Raw genomic sequence first — 19645 nt, forward strand, 5'->3', positions numbered from 1 at the left:
CCGGGCCAGGCGGCGGTGACGCCGGGGCTGGACGTCGCGCTCCTGCTCGGCGCGGGGGTCCTGCTGGTCGCGGTCGGCGCGGTCCGCCTCTCCACCCGGCTCGGCCTGCCGAGCCTCCTGGTCTACCTGGCCCTCGGCGTGGCGATCGGGGAGGCGGGGCTGGGCATCCGCTTCGACGACGTCGAACTGACCCGGACCCTCGGCTTCTGCGCGCTCATCGTGATCATCGCCGAGGGCGGCCTGACCGCCCGGTGGAGCGCGCTTCGCCCGGTGCTGGGGCTGGCCGCCCTGCTCTCGACCGTCGGCGTGGTGGTCAGCATCCTGGTCGTCGGTCTCGCCGTGCACCTGCTGCTGGGGTTGGACTGGCGGCTGGCTCTGCTCTACGGCGCGGTGCTCTCCTCCACCGACGCCGCGGCGGTCTTCGCCACGCTGCGCCGGCTGCGGTTGCCGCCCCGCCTGGTGGCCACCCTGGAGGCGGAGTCGGGGATGAACGACGCCCCGGTGGTGCTGCTGGTGGTGCTGCTGTCCCGGGAGGGGGTCAGCCACCCGTGGTGGTACGAGACGGCCCTGGTGAGCTACGAGCTGGGCGTCGGCGCGGCGGTCGGCCTCGTGGCGGGCGTCGGCGGGAGGTGGGCGTTGCGTCGCGCCGCCCTGCCCTCGGCGGGGCTCTACCCGATCGCGGCGGTCGGGCTGACGGTGTTCGCCTACGCGGCCGGCGCGGTGCTGCACGCCTCGGGGTTCCTCGCCGTGTACGTGGCGGGGGTGGTCCTCGGCAACGCCCGGCTGCCACACCGGCAGGCGATCCTCGGCTTCGCCGACGGCCTGGCGTGGCTGGCCCAGATCGGGCTCTTCGTGCTGCTCGGACTGCTGGTCTCGCCGAGCCGGCTGGGCTCGGCGGTGCTGCCGGCCGTGGTGGCGGGGCTGGCGCTGGTGCTGTTCGCCCGGCCGCTGTCGGTGGCGGCCTCGGCGCTGCCGTTCAGGTTCGACCTGCGTGAGCAGGCGTTCCTGTCCTGGGCGGGGCTGCGTGGCGCGGTGCCGATCGTGCTCGCCACCATTCCGCTGTCCGAGCGGGTGCCCGGTGCCGATCGGCTCTTCGACTCGGTCTTCGTCCTGGTGGTGATCTTCACGCTGGTGCAGGCCGGGACGCTCGCCCCGGCGGCCCGCTGGCTGGGGGTCACCGCACCGGCCGAGGCGACCGAGATCCGGGTGGAGACGGCGCCGCTGGAGCGGATGGGCGCGGATCTGCTCCAGTTGGAGGTGCCGCCCGGGTCGCGGTTGGCCGGGGTGCACGTCGACGAGTTGCGGCTGCCGCTGGGCGCGTCGGTGACGCTGGTGCTGCGCGACGGGGTGGGCGTGGTGCCCGGCTCGGACTTCCGGCTCAAGACCGGCGACAGCCTGTTGATCGTGGCGACCGCCGGGGTGCGCGACGAGGCGGAGCGGCGGTTGCGGGCGGTGAGCCGGCGCGGCCGACTGGCCCGCTGGTTTGGCGAGTACGGCCGGGATCATGACGGCTGAGCTGCTAGCGTTCCTTTTGCCCGGTTTATGAGTACTGGGGATCGAACGTCAGTGCGACGGTGCGGCACGTTGTCGTGCGCCTGTACGTTCCGTATTCTTGCGAACCTCCGGAGTGCGCGGCCCGTGGCCGCGCGCCCCTTTTGTACCTGGGGGCGCCGATGCCGGCGGCCCCTGTCCAGGTGCCGCGGACCGCCGCGGCTCCGCGGCCGAGGGAGCGACGATGGCGAAGCCAGCCGACACCAGGACCGCCGGACGGAAGCCGGTGGCGAAGGCTACCCGCAGCGCGGCGGAGACCGAGAAGATCCACGCGGCCCTGGCGGCGCGCCGGGACGAGTTGCGTGCCGAGTACGATCGGACGCTGAGCGAGATCACCGAGCTGCAGCGCGACCGGCTGACCGACTCGGCCGGGGACGACCAGGCCGACACCGGGACCAAGACGTTCGAGCGGGAGCAGGAGATCTCACTCGCCAACAGCATCCTGGAACGGATCACGCAGGTCGAGCGGGCGTTGGAGCGGCTCGACGAGGGTGGCTACGGCTGGTGCGAGCGGTGCGGCAACCCGATCCCGGTGGAGCGGCTCGCCGCCTTCCCGTCGGCCACCCTCTGCGTGACGTGCAAGCAGCTGGAGGAGCGGCGCTGAGGCCCGCTCCCCGGCGGCCGTGAGAGGCGGCGCGCGAGCGCCGCCGCGAGTGTCGATGGGGAGCAGATGTCCGAAGCACCACCCGCCGGGCCCGGCAGCGCCGGGCCGGGCGCCGGCAGCGCTCAGCCGGCTGCCGGCACGTCCCGTCGCCGGGCGGTCGCCATCCTGTTCGGCCTCGCGCTGACCATCCTCGCCACCGACGCGGTCACCAAGCATCTCGCGCTGGGCGCCCTGGAGGACCGGGAGCCGGTCCGGCTGCTCGGCGGCGCGGTCTACCTCAGCCTCACCCGCAACAGCGGCGCGGCATGGAGCATCGGTGCCGACCACACCTGGGTCTTCCCCCTGATCAACCTCGGTGTGTTCACCTGGATCGTCTGGATGGCGCTGCGCCTGCGTTCGGTGCCCTGGGGGATCTCGCTGGGCCTGGTGCTGGGCGGGGCGCTGGGCAACTTCGTCGACCGGATCTTCCGCGCCCCGGGCTGGTTCGTCGGGCACGTGGTGGACATGGTCAGCGTCTTCGCCCCGTACGGGCGGGTCTTCCCGGTGTTCAACCTGGCCGACAGCGCCCTGGTCTGCGGCGTGCTGCTCGCCCTCCTGCTGGAACTCACCGGGCGCCAGCGCGACGGCACCCGGATCGGCAAGGACGAGCCCGCCGACGAGGTGGCGCGGGCCGACGCCGGGCAGCGGGGGCCGGCATGACCACCGCCTTCGCCGCCGGCGGCGACCACCGCTCCCTGCCCGTGCCCGACGGCCTCGACGGGACCCGGCTCGACCAGGCCGTCTCGCGGCTCTTCGGGCTGTCCCGCACCGCCGCCGCGGCCCTGGTCGACGCCGGCGACGCGCTGGTCGACGGGGCCGTGCGGGCCAACTCCTACAAGGTCAAGGCCGGCTCCTGGCTGGAGGTGACCCTGCCCGCGCCGGCCGCCCCGCCCACCGTGGTGCCGCAGGCGGTGCCCGGCCTGCGGGTGGTCCACGCCGACGACGACATCGTGGTGGTGGACAAGCCGGTCGGCGTCGCGGCCCACCCCAGCCCCGGCTGGACCGGTCCGACGGTGATCGGCGCGTTGGCCGCGATCGGGCACCGCATCTCGACCAGCGGCGCCGCCGAGCGGCAGGGCGTGGTGCACCGGCTCGACGTGGGCACCACGGGGATCATGGTGGTGGCCAAGAGCGAGCACGCGTACACCGTGCTGAAGCGGGCGTTCAAGTACCGCGAGGTGGAGAAGCGCTACCACGCGGTGGTGCAGGGGCACCTCGATCCGCTGCGCGGCACCGTCGACGCCCCGATCGACCGGCACCCCACCCACGACTACCGGTGGGCGGTGGTCACCGGCGGCAAGCCGAGCATCACCCACTACGACACCCTGGAGGCGTTCCCGGCGGCGAGCCTGGTCGACGTCCGGCTGGAGACGGGGCGCACCCACCAGATCAGGGTGCACTTCTCCACCCTGCGGCACCCGTGCGTGGGCGACCTCACGTACGGCGCGGACCCCACCCTCTCCGCCCGGCTCGGCCTGGCCAGACAGTGGCTGCACGCCCGGTCGTTGAGCTTCCTGCACCCCCGGACGGGCGACGAGGTGTGCTTCGTCAGCGACTACCCTGACGACCTGGACCGTGCCCTCGAGATCCTCCGCGACTGACCGTCGTGCCGCCCGACCGATCCGGCCGTCGCCGACGTGCCGGTGCCGCGGGCGGTTGCGATCCGGCCCGACGGTGGGCGAAACGTCGGAACCCGCACCGGCCGTGACGGGTCCGTCACCCGATCCGACCGGGTCGATCTTCGGCGGTGCGCCGCTGGTGAGCCCGCCGACCTCGGCGGACACCGGCGGCGCGGCGGCCGTCCCGGAACGGGAGAAACAACCGGAGGTGCGTAGACGGGTGTGGTCCGAATAGGGTTTCGTTCGTAGCCTGTCAGACGGGCATCGATGGCGCTGGGAGGGCGAGCCGTGGAGGGCAGCGAGACCGGCTGGGGACGGCCGGCCGAACCAGCACCACGGTGGCGGGCGCTGCTCGACCGGGCCCGGCACGCCGGGCGCTCGGCCGAGGCCGAGGCCGACCGGCACGCCGACCCGCCGCCCCTGCCGCCGGAGCCCCTGCCCCGCCGCTCGTCGGGCAACGGCTACGCCGGCCGGGTGCCGGCCATCGGGCGGGGGACCGAGCCGCCGTACGCGCCGGAGCCGGTCCCGCCGTCGTACGGCGCGGACCTCGGCCGCCCGGTCGACCCGGGCTATCGGGCCGAGGCCACCTACCGGGTCGAGCCGGCCTACCGGGTGGACCCGGCGGAGCAGCCCTATCGGATGGAGCCGGCGGAGCCGTCCTACCGGGCGGAGCCGGAATACCCGGTCGAGCCGACGTACCGGGCGGAGCCGGAATACCCGGTCGAGCCGACGTACCGGGCGGACTATCCGGTCGAGCCGACATACCGGGTGCCGCGCCAGCCCTCGCGCGCCGAGCCCGAGCCGCGCCGGGGTCCGGAGCCGGTCGAGTCGCGCTACGCGGTGCTGGACAACGGCTACCGGCCCGATCCGCCTCCGGTCGAGTCCCGGTACGCCGTGCTGGACAACGGCTACCGCACCCACCGGGCCCCTCCGCCCCCACCCCCGCCTCCGCCCGCCGCGCCGATGGTCGCCGCGCCGGTGGTCGCCGCTCCGGTGGTCGCCGAGCGGGGCTACCCGGCCCGCGTCGAGTGGCGCCAGCAGGGCGCGGAGAGCGAGCTGGAACGCGCCGCCGGGGTGCTCCGCCGCGAGCTGGGCACCCCCCGGGTGCTCGCGTTCGCCAACCCGAAGGGCGGCGTCCACAAGACCACGGCCACCGTGCTGGCCGCGGCGACCGTCGGCAGCGTACGCGGGCGTGGCGTGCTGGCCTGGGACGACAACGAGCTGCGCGGCACCCTCGGGCTGCGCGCCGGCAGCGCCCGGCACGCCCGGACCATCCGGCACCTGGTCAGCGATCTCGCGCACGTCGAGATCAAGGAGGGCGCCGAGCTGCTGGAGCACCTGGACGACTACCTGCGGCACGCCTCCGACGGCTCGTACGACGTGCTGGCCGGCGAGGAGAGCCCCCGGTTCGCCCAGCGGCTCGACCAGTTCACCGTCCGCCGGGTGCTGGAGCTGCTGCGGCGCACCCACGACGTGGTCTGCGTGGACACCGGCAACAACGTGGAGAGCGCCAACTGGCGCACCGTCATGCAGGCCGCGGACCAGCTCGTGGTGACCACCGTGCCCCGTGAGGACGCCGCGTTCAGCGCCGACTGGATGCTCGATCTGCTGCACGAGGTGGGGATGGGCGAGCTGGCCGACAACGCGGTCACCCTGATCTCCTGCCCGACGCCGGGCCGCTCGTCGTTGCAGGACGACCTGGAGCGGCACTTCGCCACCCGCACCCGGGCCGTCGCCGTGGTGCCCTACGACCCGGCGCTCGAGACCGGCTCCTCGATCGAATACCACCAGCTCCAGCAGGAGACCCGGCAGGCGTGGCTGAAGGCCGCGTCCGTGATGCTGGAGCCGTTCGCCCGGTGAGCGGGTGTGCCGCCACCGGCCACCCACGCCGCCCACCGGCCTGAGAGGATCACCGGGTGAGCGCGGACACCCCCGAACCCGACCGGCCCGGCAGCCGGCCCGACCAGCCGGGGGCACCGGCACCGGCAGCCTGGGCGCAACCGGCCCTTCCCGCCACGGGCGCCCCCGCCGACCCGTACGCCCCGGCACCGGCCGACCCGTACGCCCCGGCACCGGCCGACCCGTACGCCCCGGCACCGGCCGACCCGTACGCCCCGGCACCGGCCGGCCCGCCGACGGGCCTGGAGTACGCCGCCGGGTACCCGCTGGCGCCGCCGGCCGAGCCGGACCTGCCGCGCGGGCGGGCGCTGCGGCTCGCCCTGCTGGCGGTGCTCGCGGCGAGCGTGCTCGGGGTGCCGCTCGGGCTGCTCTGGGCCGCGCTCGCGCCGGACACGCCGGTGCTCAAGGTCCCCGGCGGTGCCATCTACGCCGAGTCGCAGCCGGAGCAGCCGATCGCCGCCGACGGCTGGTTCAGCCTGCTGGGGCTGGCCTTCGGGGTGCTCGTCGCGCTCGTGCTGTGGTTCCTGCTGCGCCGGGCGCGGGGGCCGGTCGGTCTGTTCGCCGCGGTGCTCGGGGCGTTCGGGGCGGCGCTGGTCGCCTGGCAGGTCGGTCGCCGGATCGGGCTGGCCGGCTACGAGCGGCTGCTGGAGACCGCGGCGGTCGGCCGGGCCTTCGAGAAACCGGCCGACCTGCGGGCCGGCGGGATCGACTGGGTGTTCGGCGTGCTGCCGGTGCCGCACGGCAACCTGCTGCTGCCGGCGTTCGGGGCGGCCGTGGCGTACACCCTGCTGGCCGGCTGGTCCCGCTGGCCGTCGCTGCGCCCGGAGCCCGAGCCCGGCGCTCCCGGGCTCAGTTGGGGGTCGGCGGGGACGCCAGCTCCGCCAGCGGCACCGGAACCGCCCGCACCTGGCGCAGCAGCGCCGCCTCACGGTTGAGCAGTCGCAACTCGGCGCGGAGCCGGGCGGCGGTGTCGTCGATGGCGAGCAGCCGCTGCCGGTCGGCCAGGGTCAACGCCGCCGTCGCGGCCACCAGGTGCGACAGCACCGTCGGGTCCTCCGGCAGCTGCTCGGTCAGCTCCGCCGGGTCGGCGCGCATCAGGCCCAGGTACTGCCGGAAGACGGAGATCACCCGGGCGGCGAGCAGGTCGGCGGCCTCGTCGGGCCCGCCCGGCTCGGGCAGCCACTGGACGGCGGCGGTGAGATAGGGCGCGGTGTCGCGGTCGACGTCGGCGATGCGGAACCGGCGCTTGCCCACCGTCACGATGTCGAACCCCCCGTCGGGGCGCTCGGTGACCTGCCGCAGCTCGGCGGTGCAGCCCACCTCGTGCAGGGTGACGTCGCCGCCGCCGGGCACCGGTCGGCCGTCCGGCCCGGTCGGGGCCACCTCCCAGCCGGCCTGGATGGCCACCACGCCGAACTCGCGCGCGGTGCCCTCGGGCAGCCCGACCAGGTGCCGGACGAGGGCGCGGTAGCGCTCCTCGAATATGTGCAACGGCAACACCAGACCGGGAAAGAGGACCGTCCCGAGCGGAAACACCGGCAGCCGCGCAGTCACGCGTCGAGCGTAGCCCGATCCGGTCGCGACGGCGTGTCCCGGCTCACCGTCCCGGCCTGCGGGCGGTGCCGGCCTGCTCCCGGACGGGCCGCCTAGACTCGCAAGGGTGTTGAACCGGATCGACCTGCGCGGCGGTGTCCGTGACCCGCGCCGCCTGCTGCCCCGTGCCCAGCTCGACGTCTCCGTGGCCGTCGAGCGGATCCGCCCCGTCGTGGAGGCGGTCCGGGAGCATGGTTACCCGGCGATCCGGGAGGCCAGCGAGCGGTTCGACGGCGTCTCGCCCGAGGTGCTGCGGGTGCCCGCCGAGGCGATCGCCGAGGCGGAGGGGACCCTCGACCCCGAGGTGCGCGCCGCGCTGCTGGAGTCGATCGCCCGGGCCCGGCAGGTGCACGCCGACCAGCGGCGCACCGACCACACCACCCAGGTGGTGCCGGGCGGCACGGTGACCGAGCGCTGGGTGCCGGTCGACCGGGTCGGCCTCTACGTCCCCGGCGGCCTGGCGATGTACCCGTCGACCGTGGTGATGAACGTGGTGCCGGCCCAGGTGGCCGGGGTGCGTTCGCTGGTCGTGGCCAGCCCGCCGCAGAAGGACAACGCCGGCCTGCCCGACGCCCGGGTGCTCGCCGCCTGCGCCCTGCTCGGCGTCGACGAGGTCTACGCCGTCGGCGGTGCCCAGGCCGTGGCGATGCTGGCGTACGGGGCGGCGGTCGACGCCGAGGGAAGCGCGCACTGCGATCCCGTCGACATGATCACCGGCCCGGGCAACATCTGGGTGACCGCCGCCAAGCGGCTGCTGCGCGGCGTCGTCGGCATCGACGCCGAGGCCGGCCCGACCGAGATCGCCATCCTGGCCGACGACACCGCCGACCCGGCGCACGTCGCGGCCGACCTGGTCAGCCAGGCCGAGCACGACCCGCTCGCGGCCAGCGTGCTGGTCACCCCGTCGGTGGAGCTGGTCGAGGCGGTCGAGCGGGAGCTGGCCCGGCAGGTGCCGGCCACCAAGCACGCCGAGCGGGTCACCACCGCGCTCACCGGCGAGCAGAGCGGCGTGGTGCTGGTCGACGACCTCGACGCCGGGCTGCGGGTGGTCGACGCGTACGCGGCCGAGCACCTGGAGATCCAGACCCGGGACGCCCGCGAGTGGGCGCTGCGGGTGCGCAACGCCGGGGCGATCTTCGTCGGCGCCTGGTCGCCGGTGTCGCTCGGCGACTACTGCGCCGGCTCCAACCACGTGCTGCCCACCGGCGGCTGCGCCCGGCACTCCTCGGGGCTGTCGGTGCAGTCCTTCCTGCGCGGCATCCACCTGATCGACTACTCGGAGCAGGCGCTGCGCGAGGTGGCCCCCTACGTGGTCACCCTGGCGGGCGTCGAGGACCTGCCCGCGCACGGCCGGGCGGTCCAGGTGCGGTTCCCGGGGGGCCTGGCGTGAGCGAGCGCAGCGAGCGAACCAGCAGGCTCAGCCCCAGTGCCGCCGCCGAGCGAAGCGAGGTGGCGGCATGACCAGCCTCGACGACCTGCCGATCCGCGACGACCTGCGCGGGCTCTCGCCGTACGGGGCGCCGCAGCTCGACGTGCCCGTGCGGCTGAACACCAACGAGAACTCCTACCCGGTGCCCGAGCCGGTGGTGGACGCGATCGGCAAGGCCCTCGCGGCGGAGCTGCGCGACCTCAACCGCTACCCGGACCGCGACGCGCTGGCGCTGCGCGCCGACCTGGCGGGCCACCTCGGCCACGGGCTCACCGCCGAGCAGGTGTGGGCGGCCAACGGCTCCAACGAGATCCAGCAGCAACTGCTCCAGGCGTTCGGCGGGCCGGGGCGCAGCGCACTCGGGTTCGTCCCGGCGTACTCGATGCATCCGCTGCTGGCGCTCGGCACCGGCACCCGGTGGGTGCCGGCCCGGCGCGGCGTCGACTTCGGGCTGACCGCCGACGAGGCGGTCGCCCAGGTCCGCGAGCACCAGCCGGACGTGGTCTTCCTCTGCTCGCCGAACAACCCGACCGGCACCGCCCTGGATCCGGCGGTGGTCGCCGCGGTGCTGGACACGGCGCCCGGCATGGTGGTCGTCGACGAGGCGTACGCCGAGTTCGCCCGGCCCGGCACGGTCAGCGCGCTGGCGGTGCTGCCCGGCCACCCGCGGCTCGTGGTGACCCGGACGATGAGCAAGGCGTTCGGGTTCGCCGGTGGCCGGCTGGGCTACCTGGCCGCCGACGCGGCGGTGGTGGCGGCGGTGCAGCTGGTCCGGCTGCCGTACCACCTCTCGGCGCTCACCCAGGCCGCTGCCCGGGCGGCGCTGGCCCACCGCGACGCCCTCCTCGGCACGGTGGCCGCGATCTCCGCGCAGCGCGACCGGATCGTGGCGCGGCTGCGCGACCGGGGCGTCCGGGTCGCCGACAGCGACGCCAACTTCGTGCTCTTCGAGGTGGGGGGCGACCAGTCCGTCGCCTGGCGCGCCCTGCTCGACGCCGGCGTGCTGGTGCGCGACGTCGGCCTGCCCGGCTGGCTGCGGGTCACCGCCGGCACCCCCGCCGAGACCGACGCCTTCCTGACCGCCATGGAAAGGATCTGATGGGAGCGCGAGGAGTGAGCCTGCGAGCCCCGCAGCCGCGACCGAGAGGTAGGCAATGAGCCGGACCGCCCGCGTGGAGCGGATCACCAAGGAGACGAAGGTGCTCGTCGAGATCGACCTCGACGGCACCGGCCAGGCCGAGATCGGCACCGGCGTCGGCTTCTACGACCACATGCTGCACCAGATCGCCCGGCACGGCGGCTTCGACCTGACCGTCCGCACCGTGGGTGACCTGGAGATCGACGCCCACCACACGATGGAGGACACCGCGCTCGCCCTGGGCGCCGCGTTCGACCAGGCGCTGGGGGACAAGGCCGGCATCCGGCGGTACGGCTCGGCCACCGTCCCGATGGACGAGGTGCTCGTCCGGGCCGCGGTCGACCTCTCCGGGCGCCCGTACGTGGTGCACGACGAGCCGGTGCTGGCGCCGTACATCGGGCCGGTCTACCCGACCAGCATGACCCGGCACATCTGGGAGTCCTTCGGCCAGGCGGCCCGGATCACGCTGCACGTGGACGTGCTGCGGGCGGCCCGCCCCGGCGGCCACCCGGACGCCCACCACGTCGTGGAGGCGCAGTTCAAGGCGGTCTCCCGCGCGCTGCGCGAGGCCACCGCCGTCGACCCGCGCGCGGCGGGCGCGATCCCCAGCACGAAGGGCGCGCTGTGAGTGTGAGCGCGAGGAACGCAGCGCAGCGGAGTCCCGCAGTAGCGAACGGAAGGCGGAGCTGATGGGTGGGGTGCTGCCGACGCTGTTGCTGATCCTGGCCGGTGTGCTGGTCGGCGGGGCGTGGTCGCTGCACAAGCAGGGCGCTCCGCGCGGGGCGGTCGTCGTCACCGCGCTGCTCGCCGTGCTGGCCACGGCCGGCGGCGTGCTCTGGCTGCTGCCGGGGGAGGGCGCGTGAGCCGGGTGGTGGTGCTCGACTACGGGTCGGGCAACCTGCGTTCGGCGGAGCGTGCCCTGGCGCGTGCCGGCGCGGACGTGACGGTCACCGACGACCTGAACGCCGCCGCCGAGGCGGACGGCCTGGTGGTGCCGGGCGTCGGCGCCTTCGCCGCCTGCATGGCCGGGATCGAGGCACTCGGTGCCGGGCCGGTGATCGCCGAGCGCGTCGCCGCCGGCCGGCCGGTGCTGGGCATCTGCGTGGGCATGCAGGTGCTCTTCGAGCACGGCGACGAGCACGGGGTGGTGACCAAGGGCCTCGGGCTGCTGCCCGGCGGGGTGACGAGGCTGGCCGCCGACCGGCTGCCGCACATGGGCTGGAACACCGTCGCGCCGCCGGCCGGGTCGGTGCTCTTCGCCGGCCTGCCCGCCGGCAGCCGCTTCTACTTCGTGCACTCGTACGGGGTCGGGGACCCGGGCGCGCTGGCCGACGCCGGCGCCGCGGTCACCACCGCCCACCACGGGACGGACTTCGTGGCGGCCGTGGAGCGCGGTCCGCTCCGCGCGGCGCAGTTCCACCCGGAGAAGTCCGCCGACAACGGCGCCGCGCTGCTGCGCAACTGGCTCGCCACGCTCTCGGCCGGTGACTGAGCGCCCCGCCCGCGCGGTGCTGCCGCGCCGGCTCGTCGCAGGTGACCGCGCCCCCGTCCGACGGCGGGCCACGTCGTGAGCAAGGAGCGGGCCCGGCGTCGGGCGGCCCGTGAGGCGGAGGCAACCCGGGACCGGCAGGCCCGCGAGCGACGGGCGGCCCGGCGGGCCCGGCGGCGCGCGCTGGTACGCCGGGTGACGCCGTCGCTGCGCCGGCGGCGGACCGGCCGGCTGCTGCGGCACAGCCGGGGCGAGCGCGCCGCCATCGTGATGCTGACCCTGGCGGCGATAACCCTGATCTGGACGTTCGTCGACGACCTGGCGCTGCGGATCGGGCTGGTCGTGCTCTTGCTGCTCGTGTTGCCGGCGATCGTGGTGATCGCCCTGGACCGTCGCACCTGACTTCGAGGAGAAACCCTGTGAGCCTCACCCTCTTGCCCGCCGTGGACGTCGCCGACGGCCAGGCCGTCCGTCTGGTGCAGGGCGCCGCCGGCAGCGAGACGTCGTACGGCGACCCGTTGGAGGCCGCGCTGGCCTGGCAGCGGGACGGTGCGGAGTGGATCCACCTCGTCGACCTCGACGCCGCGTTCGGCCGGGGCTCCAACGCGCACCTGCTCGCCGAGGTGGTGCGGCAGCTCGACGTGAGGGTGGAGCTGTCCGGCGGCATCCGGGACGACGAGTCGTTGCAGGCCGCGCTCGGCACCGGTGCGGCCCGGGTGAACATCGGCACCGCCGCCCTGGAGGACCCGGTCTGGTGCGACCGGGTGTGCGGGGAGTACGGCGACCGGGTGGCGATCGGGCTGGACGTGCGGGGCCGTACCCTCTCCGCGCGGGGCTGGACCCGCGACGGCGGCGACCTCTTCGAGGTGCTGGAGCGGCTGGACAAGGCCGGCGCGGCGCGCTACGTGGTCACCGACATCACCAAGGACGGCACCATGCGCGGGCCGAACCTGGACCTGCTGCGCGAGGTCTGCGCCCGCACCGACGCCCCGGTGATCGCCTCCGGGGGCGTCTCCACGCTGGACGACCTGCGGGCCCTGGCCGGCCTGGAGTCGGTCGGGGTGGAGGGCGTGATCGCCGGCAAGGCCCTGTACGCGGGGGCCTTCACGGTGGCGCAGGCCCTGGAAGCCCTGGCGGCGGCATGACCGTCACCCGGCTCGGCTCGGGTGGGCCGTGGGAGGCGGTGTACGGCTACTCCCGGGTGGTCCGGGCCGGTGACGGGGCCTGGACCGCCGGCTGCACCTCCACCGTGGAGGGCGTGGTCACCCACGTCGGGGACGCGGCGGCGCAGACCGCGCAGGCCCTGCGGATCGCGCTGGACGCGCTCGCCGAGGTGGGCGCGGGGCCCGCGGACGTGGTGCGGACCAGGATGTACGTCACCGACCGGGCGTACGCCGACGAGGTGGGCCGGGCGCACAACGCGGTGTTCGGCGCGTTCCGCCCGGCGGCCACCATGGTGGTGGTGGCCGGCCTGCTCGACCCGGAGCACCTGGTCGAGGTGGAGTTGGAGGCGTACCTCGGCGACCGCTGAGCCGGCCCGGACGGCACACCCCGTACGGTCCGGGGACTGGCTGGACGGGCTGGTCCGCGCGTACCGGGGGCAGTTGGCCGAGGCCACCCGGATCGCCGAGGACGGGCTGCGCCGGGCCGCCGAGCTGGACGACAGCTGGCGGCGGCGGATCTACGCGCACTTGCCGGGCTCGTCGCGCTGACCGGCGGCCGGCTGCCGGCGGCGGCCCGGCAGAGCCACGAGGCCGTCTTCGTCAACCGCTCCGGCCGGTGGGTGTCGGTGCGGCTGGTCCGGCTCAACGACCCGGCGGAGAACCGCGCCCCGCTGGAGCGGGTGGCGGAGACGGTGGCGGGGCGGCTCTGACCGGCGGCCGTCCAGCCGTTTGGTAGCGCGCAATTGAATCGCGCGCTACGGTTCGGCGATGACCGACGACCTGGTGCTACACCGGTGAGCACCCGCAACCGGGAGATCCACCTGGCCTCCCGGCCCACCGGCTGGCCGACCGCCGAGAACTTCCGGTTGGTGGAGACCGAGGTGCCGACGCCGGGCCCGGGTCAGATCGTGGTCCGCAACCAGTACATGTCGGTCGACCCGTACATGCGCGGGCGGATGAACGACGCCAAGTCGTACGTGGCGCCGTTCGCGCTCGACGCGCCGCTGGACGGCCGGGCCGTCGGCGAGGTGGTGGCCGGCGAAGCCGAGAGCGTCCGGCCCGGCGACACCGTGCTGCACAACCTCGGCTGGCGCGAGTACGCGCTGCTCGACGCGAAGGCCGCCCGGAAGGTCGACCCGGACGTCGCCCCGGTGAACGCCTACCTGAGCGTGCTCGGCATGACCGGTTTGACCGCGTACGCCGGTCTGCTGGAGGTCGCCGGGATGAAGCCGGGGGAGACCGTCTTCGTCTCCGCCGCCGCTGGCTCGGTGGGCAGCCTGGTCGGCCAGATCGCCAGGCTCAGGGGCGCCGCGCGGGTGATCGGCAGCGCGGGCTCGGCGGCGAAGGTGGAGCGGCTGCGGGCGCTCGGCTTCGACGCCGCCTTCGACTACCACGACGGCCCGGTACGCGACTCGCTGAAGGCTGCCGCCCCCGACGGCATCGACGTCTACTTCGACAACGTCGGCGGCGACCACCTGGAGGCGGCGATCTCCGCGCTGAACGTGCACGGCCGGGCCGCGATCTGCGGCATGATCGCGCAGTACAACGAGACCGAGCCCCCGGCCGCCCCGCGCAACCTGGCGCTGGTCATCGGCAAGCGGCTCACCCTGCGCGGCTTCCTGGTCGGCGACCACAACCACCTGCGCGCCGAGTTCGTACGCGAGATGTCCGGCTGGCTGCGCGACGGGCAGGTCTCGTACGACGAGACGGTCGTCGACGGCATCGAGAACGCCCCGGCGGCGTTCCTCGGCCTGCTGCGCGGCGAGAACCTCGGCAAGATGCTCGTCCGGCTGTAAGGAAGGGCACCTTCCTAACGCTTTCGGTAGAGGAAGGGCCCCTTCCTAACCGGTGGTCGCACGGGCCGCATACGGAACGGCGGTGGCCGGCCTCACAGGTCGGCCGCCGCCGTCGCCGGGAAGGATAGGCTCACTGCATGACGGTGGCGGTGCGGGTCATCCCGTGTCTGGACGTGGACGCCGGTCGGGTGGTCAAGGGGGTCAACTTCCTCGACCTGCGCGACGCCGGTGACCCGGTGGAGTTGGCCGCGGCCTACGACCGGGCCGGCGCGGACGAGCTGACCTTCCTCGACGTCACCGCCTCCTCCAGCGACCGGGGCACCATGCTCGACGTGGTCCGCCGCACGGCGGAGTCGGTCTTCATCCCGCTGACCGTCGGTGGTGGCGTCCGCCAGGTCGCCGACGTCGACACCCTGCTGCGGGCCGGGGCGGACAAGGTCGGAGTGAACACCGCGGCGATCGCCCGCCCCGAGTTGATCGCCGAGATCGCCGACCGGTTCGGGCGGCAGGTGCTGGTGCTCTCGCTCGACGTGCGGCGTACGCCCGGCGGCGGCACGCCCAGCGGCTTCGAGGTCACCACCCACGGCGGCCGGCGCGGCACCGGGCTGGACGCGATCGAGTGGGCCCGCCGCGGCGCCGAGCTGGGCGCGGGGGAGATCCTGCTGAACTCGATGGACGCCGACGGCACCAAGGCCGGCTTCGACCTCGAACTCATCGGCGCGGTCCGCCGGGTGGTCGACGTCCCGGTGGTGGCCAGCGGTGGCGCGGGAGAGGTGGCGCACTTCGCGCCGGCCATCGGCGCCGGCGCCGACGCGGTGCTCGCGGCCAGCGTCTTCCACTTCGGTGAGCTGACGGTCGCCGAGGTCAAGGACGCGCTGCGCGGGGCGGGTCACCCGGTCCGCTGACGCCCACGCGGTCGCGCAGACGCTCGGCGTGGAGACCAGGTCGAATCCGACCGACCCCGCTGGCGGCAGACCCGATAGGCCGAGGGCCGGACCACCCGTTCCAGGGGCAGCGGCGGGGTCAGTCCGGGCGGGACCGGTTCTCGGTCGAGCGCCGGGGTGCCGGGATCGAACGCACCACGTACTCCTGGACGGCGGCGGCGTGGTCGGCCTCGTCCAGGTGCCACTCCGCGCTGACCGGGGTGTGCCGGCGGCTGAGCGCGCCCTGCACGGTGTCGACAGTGGTGGCCAGCCCGGCGCTCGGGCGGGTGCGCCACAGGCGCTCCCCGTCGTCGGTGATCCGGAACCAGCCGTCGGTGACGCTGACCAGACCGCTACCGAGGAGGCGTCGGACGGCCGTCTCCACCTCGTGTCGTTCGGGGATCGCCTGGTTGAGGTGGTCGGCGGTGGAGAGCACGTCGGCGAGTCGTACGCCCTCGGGGCGTCTGCTGGACGCCGCCCGGCGGTGCCGTCCCGCACCGCTGGCGATCACCACCGAGACGAAGATCCAGGCGTCGGTCCAGCGCCATCCGTTCTCCCCCATGCGAGGATTCTGCCGGGCGTCGCCCCGGAAGGGAACACCGGCATCTCGTCCGCGTTCCGGGACAGGGGTCGCCGTGCCGGGGCTCCGGGGTGGAGCGGGGGCGACGCGCCCGACCGGCCCGGGTCAGGCGCCGGCGGGCCGGGTCGGTCGACCGCCGACGGCCGCCGACGGGTCGAGACGCGGGCACGCTTCCGGCCATGGTGGCGGGTCAGGACGCCGGCAGCGGCGCGAGGGGGCCCTGCGGACGGTTGTCCGGCTCGGCGACGGTGAACAGCGGCAGGAAGGCCTGGGTCAGCGGGCCGATGGCGAGCGCGTAGGCGACGGTGCCCACGCCCACCGTCCCGCCGAGCAGCCAGCCCAGGGCCAGCACGGTGACCTCGATGACGGTCCGGACGAGCCGGACGGAGCGGCCGGGCCGGCGGGCGACGTAGCCGGTCATCAGGCCGTCGCGGGGGCCGGGCCCGAGGCGGGCGCCGAGGTAGAGGGCGGTCGCGGCGCCGTTGGCCACGATGCCGGCGGCCAGCAGCGCGATCCGGGCGGCCAGCGGTCCGCCCGCCGGCAGCAGCGCGAGCGTGGCGTCCACGACCAGCCCGATCACCAGTACGTTGCTGACCGTGCCGAGCCCGGGTCGCTGACGCAGGGGAATCCAGAGCAGCAGCACCAGCGCGCCCACCGCGATGGTGACGGTGCCGAAGGAGAGGCCGGTCAGCTCGGACAGGCCTTGGTGGAACACGTCCCACGGGTCCAGGCCCAGCCCCGAGTTGATCATCAGGGTCATGCTCACGCCGTAGAGGACGAGCCCCGCGTAGAGCTGGGCCAGCCGCCGCGCGGGCCGGTACCGGAGATTGCCAATCGGTTTCACCCATGCCACGCTAAAGGCCAATTGGTGCAGCGTAAGAGCCAATTCTGGAGGAGTGGCCGTGACGAGTCAGGTTAGAGGTGTCCAATTGGCCCGGCTCCTCGGTCAGTGGCACGCGCTCCCCGCCCGTCGCCGCAGCCCCGACTACGCGGCGCTGGCCGGCACCGTCCGTGGCCTGCTCGCCGACGGCCGGCTGCCCCTGGGCGTACGCCTCCCGGCGGAACGGGAACTGGCCGAGGCCCTGCGGATCAGCCGGACCACGGTCACGGCCGCGTACCGGGAGCTGCGGGAGAGCGGGCACCTGGCCAGCCGGCGGGGTGCCGGTAGCTGGACGATGCTCCCGGGCACCCACCGGGTGGCGAGCACCGGGCTCTGGACCCCGCTGGACGACCGGGACATGATCGATCTCGGGGTGGCCGCGCTCGCCGCGCCGCCCGAGCTGCTGCCGGCCGCCCGCGCGGCGGCCGAGGACCTGCCCCGCTACCTGGGCGGCGCCGGCTACCACCCGACCGGGATCATCGAGCTGCGCGAGGCGGTGGCCCGCGCGTACACCGACCGGGGCCTGCCCACCTCGCCCGACCAGATCATGGTCACCAACGGCACCCAGCACGCCCTCGACCTGGTGCTCCGCCTGACGCTCGCCCCCGGCGGCAACGTGCTGGTCGAGGCGCCCAGCTATCCGAACGCGCTGGCCGCGCTGGCCGCCCGCCGGGCCCGCATCACCACGCACGGCCTGGCCGTCGAGGAGCCCGGCTGGGACGCCGACCTGCTGCTCGGCGCCCTCCGGCAGGCCCGGCCCAAGCTGGCGTACCTGATCCCGGACTTCCAGAACCCGACCGGGCACCTGATGCCGGCGGCGCTGCGCGAGCAGGTGGTGGCCACCGGGCACGCCGTCGGCACCGACCTGATCGTCGACGAGTCCTTCGTCGACCTGCCGCTGGACGGGACGGTGCTGCCCCCGCCCACCGCCAGCTTCGACCGGCACTCCCGGGTGGTCACCATCGGGGGGATGAGCAAGCCGTTCTGGGGCGGCCTGCGGATCGGCTGGGTCCGTGCCTCCGCCCCGCAGGTGCAGCGGCTGGCCGCCGCCAGGGTCGGTGTCGACATGGCCAGCCCGGTCCTGGACCAGTTGGTGGCGGTCCACCTGCTCGCCGACGCCCCGGCCATCGTCGCCGCGCGCCGGGCGCAGCTCACCACCCAGCGGGACGCGCTGCTGGCGGCGCTCGCCGAGCACCTGCCCGAGTGGCGGGTCACCGTCCCGCACGGCGGGGTGACCCTCTGGGCGGAGCTCGACGGGCCCATCTCCAGCGCGCTCGCCCGGGCCGCCGAGGAGGTGGGCGTACGCCTGGCGCCCGGTCCCCGGTTCGGCCTGGACGGCACGCTGGAGCGCTTCCTGCGGCTGCCGTTCACCCTGCCGGCCGCCGACCTGGCGGAGGCGGTCGGCCGGATCGCCGCCGTCCGGTACGACCTGGACCACGGCGGCCGTCGACGGTGGCGGGAACCGGCGGTCATCGCCTGACCGTCGCCCGCCCCCTGACGGCCGGCCGGCCCTGGCCGGCGGCCGGCCGAACCGCTGTCGTCTTCGGCAACGGCGCGACCCGGCTCGCCGGGATGGGCCCTGTGCCCACCCGCCGGCTGGGAGACTGCGCAGGTGGGGAACCCGGGCGACATCAGGTGGCCGCGCGGCGTCTGGCCGAGCGCGCCGGGCTCCCGCACCACCCGCATCGAGCTCTTCTACGACCTCGTCTTCGTCTTCGCCTTCCTCAACGTCACCACGGTGACCGCCGGCAACCTGACCGGACGCGGCCTGGTCCAGTGCCTGGTGGTGCTCGCCCTGCTCTGGTGGTGCTGGACCGGCTTCGCCGCGCTGGGCAACGTGGTCCGCACCGACCAGGGGATCGTGCCACTGTTCGGTTTCGCCATCTCGGCCCTCGTGTTCGTGCTCGCGCTGAGCCTGCCGAAGGCGTTCATCGACCGGCCGGGCGGGCTCTCCGGGCCGCTGGTCTTCGCCACCTGCTACTTCCTGGTCCGCGCGAGCCAGGTGTCGATCTTCCTCTGGGCCGTCCGCACCGACCCGGCGGTGCGTCACCGGATCCCGCGGCTGGCCCTGCCGTTCCTGGTGGCGACCGCATTCATTCTCGCCGCCGCGCTGGTGCCGCAGCGGCTCGGCGACGACACGGCGGAGTTCGCGCTCCGGCTCGTGTTCTGGATCGCCGCGCTCGGCGTCGAGTACGGCTCGGGCCTGGCCCAGCACCGGGCCCGGTGGACGGTGCTGTCGGCGGGGCACTGGGCGGAACGGCACGCGCTGATCATCATGGTGGCGCTCGGCGAGTCGATCATCGCGCTCGGGATCGCTCCCGGCGCCACCACCGGCCTGCCGCTGACCTGGCCGGTGATCATCTCCGCGGTCCTTGGCATCGCGGTGGTGGCGTCGCTGTGGTGGGCGTACTTCGACACCCTCGCCCTCGCCATGGAGCAGGCCCTGCACCGCACCCGCGACCCGGACGCCCGCGCCCGGCTGGCCCGGGACGTCTACACCTACCTGCACCTGCCGCTGATCGCGGGCGTGATCCTCTTCGCCCTCGGCCTCAAGGGGCTCATCCAGGAGGGTGCGGCGCCGGAAACCCCGAGCTGGGGCGTGCCCCTGCCCGGATTCGACCTGCTGGCCCTCTACGGCGGGGTGCTGCTCTACGGGTCCACGCTGATCATGCTCGGCCGGCGGGCGCTCGGCGTGCCCCGGTGGCCGTTCGTCGGCGGGGTCGTGCTTCTCGTCTTGCTGGTCCCGGTGGCCGCGAGGCTGCCGGAACTGGTCGCCCTGGCCGTGCTGGCGGCGACCGCCGTGCTGGTGGTCGCGGCGCAGACCGTCGTCGACACCCACCGGCGGCGGCAGGTGCGGCAGGTGGCGCTGGAGGAGCAGATCGCCTCCGAGGAGGAGCAGACCCGGTGGCGGGGCCACCATCTCTGACGCCGGTGGCCCCGCT

Annotated in this window: 21 protein-coding genes; 18 read left to right on the forward strand and 3 right to left on the reverse strand. The window is 74.8% G+C overall.

All coding sequences use genetic code 11. The annotated features are described in order from the left end of the window. Positions 1 to 15: 15 nt before the first annotated feature. The 6 genes from ABZ809_RS15445 to ABZ809_RS15470 all read left to right on the forward strand — a co-directional run bounded on the left by ABZ809_RS15445 (position 16) and on the right by ABZ809_RS15470 (position 6647). Positions 16 to 1515 carry a potassium/proton antiporter gene (locus tag ABZ809_RS15445; RefSeq protein ID WP_357563147.1) on the forward strand — a complete coding sequence of 500 codons (1500 nt, stop codon included), beginning with the start codon at positions 16 to 18 and terminating at the stop codon, positions 1513 to 1515. Positions 1516 to 1735: 220 nt separating this feature from the next. Continuing rightward, positions 1736 to 2155: a TraR/DksA C4-type zinc finger protein gene (locus ABZ809_RS15450; RefSeq protein WP_357563148.1), complete on the forward strand. Its 420-nt coding sequence runs from the start codon at positions 1736 to 1738 to the stop codon at positions 2153 to 2155. Positions 2156 to 2221: 66 nt separating this feature from the next. Continuing rightward, positions 2222 to 2854, forward strand: a complete 633-nt coding sequence (gene lspA, locus ABZ809_RS15455) for a signal peptidase II (protein WP_357563149.1) — start codon at positions 2222 to 2224, stop codon at positions 2852 to 2854. Beyond that, positions 2851 to 3795 carry an RluA family pseudouridine synthase gene (locus ABZ809_RS15460; RefSeq protein ID WP_357563150.1) on the forward strand — a complete coding sequence of 315 codons (945 nt, stop codon included), beginning with the start codon at positions 2851 to 2853 and terminating at the stop codon, positions 3793 to 3795. Before lspA ends, ABZ809_RS15460 begins: the two co-directional genes overlap by 4 nt. Before the next feature lie 285 nt (positions 3796 to 4080). Then, on the forward strand, positions 4081 to 5673 hold the full coding sequence (locus ABZ809_RS15465) for an AAA family ATPase (protein ID WP_357563151.1): 1593 nt from the start codon (positions 4081 to 4083) through the stop codon (positions 5671 to 5673). Between the two features lie 56 nt (positions 5674 to 5729). Then, a complete protein-coding gene (locus ABZ809_RS15470) occupies positions 5730 to 6647 on the forward strand; it encodes a DUF2567 domain-containing protein (protein ID WP_357563152.1) in 918 nt (305 codons plus the stop codon). Here the strand turns inward: ABZ809_RS15470 and ABZ809_RS15475 are convergent. After that, the gene (locus tag ABZ809_RS15475) at positions 6562 to 7266 is read right to left on the reverse strand and encodes an LON peptidase substrate-binding domain-containing protein (RefSeq protein ID WP_357563153.1); all 705 of its coding nucleotides are present in this window, start codon (positions 7264 to 7266) and stop codon (positions 6562 to 6564) included. The genes ABZ809_RS15470 and ABZ809_RS15475 overlap by 86 nt on opposite strands. 106 nt (positions 7267 to 7372) lie before the next feature. On the opposite strand from ABZ809_RS15475, the gene hisD reads away from it, so the two are divergent. The 10 genes from hisD to hisF all read left to right on the forward strand — a co-directional run bounded on the left by hisD (position 7373) and on the right by hisF (position 15225). Then, positions 7373 to 8695, forward strand: coding sequence for a histidinol dehydrogenase (gene hisD, locus ABZ809_RS15480; protein WP_357563154.1), 1323 nt, complete (start codon positions 7373 to 7375; stop codon positions 8693 to 8695). 67 nt (positions 8696 to 8762) lie between these two features. Next, the gene (locus ABZ809_RS15485) at positions 8763 to 9833 is read left to right on the forward strand and encodes a histidinol-phosphate transaminase (RefSeq protein ID WP_357563155.1); all 1071 of its coding nucleotides are present in this window, start codon (positions 8763 to 8765) and stop codon (positions 9831 to 9833) included. Positions 9834 to 9888: 55 nt separating this feature from the next. After that, positions 9889 to 10500 (forward strand): imidazoleglycerol-phosphate dehydratase HisB, encoded by a 612-nt coding sequence (gene hisB, locus ABZ809_RS15490; RefSeq protein WP_357563156.1) that lies wholly within the window; start codon positions 9889 to 9891, stop codon positions 10498 to 10500. Between the two features lie 61 nt (positions 10501 to 10561). Next, positions 10562 to 10735, forward strand: coding sequence for a hypothetical protein (locus tag ABZ809_RS15495; RefSeq protein WP_357563157.1), 174 nt, complete (start codon positions 10562 to 10564; stop codon positions 10733 to 10735). After that, complete coding sequence (gene hisH / locus ABZ809_RS15500; RefSeq protein WP_357563158.1) at positions 10732 to 11364, forward strand: imidazole glycerol phosphate synthase subunit HisH; 633 nt, start codon at positions 10732 to 10734, stop codon at positions 11362 to 11364. The genes ABZ809_RS15495 and hisH overlap by 4 nt, the downstream gene beginning before the upstream one ends. Before the next feature lie 75 nt (positions 11365 to 11439). Then, positions 11440 to 11763 carry a hypothetical protein gene (locus tag ABZ809_RS15505; protein ID WP_357563159.1) on the forward strand — a complete coding sequence of 108 codons (324 nt, stop codon included), beginning with the start codon at positions 11440 to 11442 and terminating at the stop codon, positions 11761 to 11763. Between the two features lie 17 nt (positions 11764 to 11780). After that, a complete protein-coding gene (gene priA, locus ABZ809_RS15510; RefSeq protein WP_357563160.1) occupies positions 11781 to 12506 on the forward strand; it encodes a bifunctional 1-(5-phosphoribosyl)-5-((5-phosphoribosylamino)methylideneamino)imidazole-4-carboxamide isomerase/phosphoribosylanthranilate isomerase PriA in 726 nt (241 codons plus the stop codon). Continuing rightward, positions 12503 to 12892, forward strand: a complete 390-nt coding sequence (locus tag ABZ809_RS15515; RefSeq protein WP_357563161.1) for a RidA family protein — start codon at positions 12503 to 12505, stop codon at positions 12890 to 12892. The genes priA and ABZ809_RS15515 overlap by 4 nt, the downstream gene beginning before the upstream one ends. 426 nt (positions 12893 to 13318) lie before the next feature. Beyond that, the gene (locus ABZ809_RS15520) at positions 13319 to 14320 is read left to right on the forward strand and encodes an NADP-dependent oxidoreductase (RefSeq protein WP_357563162.1); all 1002 of its coding nucleotides are present in this window, start codon (positions 13319 to 13321) and stop codon (positions 14318 to 14320) included. A gap of 137 nt (positions 14321 to 14457) precedes the next feature. Beyond that, positions 14458 to 15225, forward strand: a complete 768-nt coding sequence (gene hisF / locus ABZ809_RS15525) for an imidazole glycerol phosphate synthase subunit HisF (RefSeq protein ID WP_357563163.1) — start codon at positions 14458 to 14460, stop codon at positions 15223 to 15225. A 118-nt stretch (positions 15226 to 15343) separates the two neighbouring features. On the opposite strand, the gene ABZ809_RS15530 is transcribed toward hisF, so the two are convergent. Further along, positions 15344 to 15805 (reverse strand): hypothetical protein, encoded by a 462-nt coding sequence (locus ABZ809_RS15530; RefSeq protein WP_357563164.1) that lies wholly within the window; start codon positions 15803 to 15805, stop codon positions 15344 to 15346. Between the two features lie 208 nt (positions 15806 to 16013). Then, a complete protein-coding gene (locus ABZ809_RS15535; RefSeq protein ID WP_357563165.1) occupies positions 16014 to 16667 on the reverse strand; it encodes a hypothetical protein in 654 nt (217 codons plus the stop codon). Positions 16668 to 16725: 58 nt separating this feature from the next. On the opposite strand from ABZ809_RS15535, the gene ABZ809_RS15540 reads away from it, so the two are divergent. Next, positions 16726 to 18183, forward strand: coding sequence for a PLP-dependent aminotransferase family protein (locus ABZ809_RS15540; RefSeq protein ID WP_357563166.1), 1458 nt, complete (start codon positions 16726 to 16728; stop codon positions 18181 to 18183). Positions 18184 to 18315: 132 nt separating this feature from the next. After that, the gene (locus ABZ809_RS15545) at positions 18316 to 19629 is read left to right on the forward strand and encodes a low temperature requirement protein A (RefSeq protein ID WP_357563167.1); all 1314 of its coding nucleotides are present in this window, start codon (positions 18316 to 18318) and stop codon (positions 19627 to 19629) included. Positions 19630 to 19645 lie beyond the last annotated feature (16 nt).

The organism is Micromonospora sp. NPDC047074 (genome assembly GCF_040643815.1).
Lineage (GTDB): Bacteria > Actinomycetota > Actinomycetes > Mycobacteriales > Micromonosporaceae > Micromonospora.

What these genes read in the sequence shown, in the direction of transcription:
- ABZ809_RS15450 (WP_357563148.1), top strand. Translation starts at nt 1,736, where the DNA reads ATGGCGAAGCCAGCCGACACCAGGACCGCCGGACGGAAGCCGGTGGCG.
- lspA (WP_357563149.1), top strand. Translation starts at nt 2,222, where the DNA reads ATGTCCGAAGCACCACCCGCCGGGCCCGGCAGCGCCGGGCCGGGCGCC.
- ABZ809_RS15460 (WP_357563150.1), top strand. Translation starts at nt 2,851, where the DNA reads ATGACCACCGCCTTCGCCGCCGGCGGCGACCACCGCTCCCTGCCCGTG.
- ABZ809_RS15465 (WP_357563151.1), top strand. Translation starts at nt 4,081, where the DNA reads ATGGCGCTGGGAGGGCGAGCCGTGGAGGGCAGCGAGACCGGCTGGGGA.
- ABZ809_RS15485 (WP_357563155.1), top strand. Translation starts at nt 8,763, where the DNA reads ATGACCAGCCTCGACGACCTGCCGATCCGCGACGACCTGCGCGGGCTC.
- hisB (WP_357563156.1), top strand. Translation starts at nt 9,889, where the DNA reads ATGAGCCGGACCGCCCGCGTGGAGCGGATCACCAAGGAGACGAAGGTG.
- ABZ809_RS15495 (WP_357563157.1), top strand. Translation starts at nt 10,562, where the DNA reads ATGGGTGGGGTGCTGCCGACGCTGTTGCTGATCCTGGCCGGTGTGCTG.
- ABZ809_RS15515 (WP_357563161.1), top strand. Translation starts at nt 12,503, where the DNA reads ATGACCGTCACCCGGCTCGGCTCGGGTGGGCCGTGGGAGGCGGTGTAC.
- hisF (WP_357563163.1), top strand. Translation starts at nt 14,458, where the DNA reads ATGACGGTGGCGGTGCGGGTCATCCCGTGTCTGGACGTGGACGCCGGT.
- ABZ809_RS15530 (WP_357563164.1), bottom strand. Translation starts at nt 15,805, where the DNA reads ATGGGGGAGAACGGATGGCGCTGGACCGACGCCTGGATCTTCGTCTCG.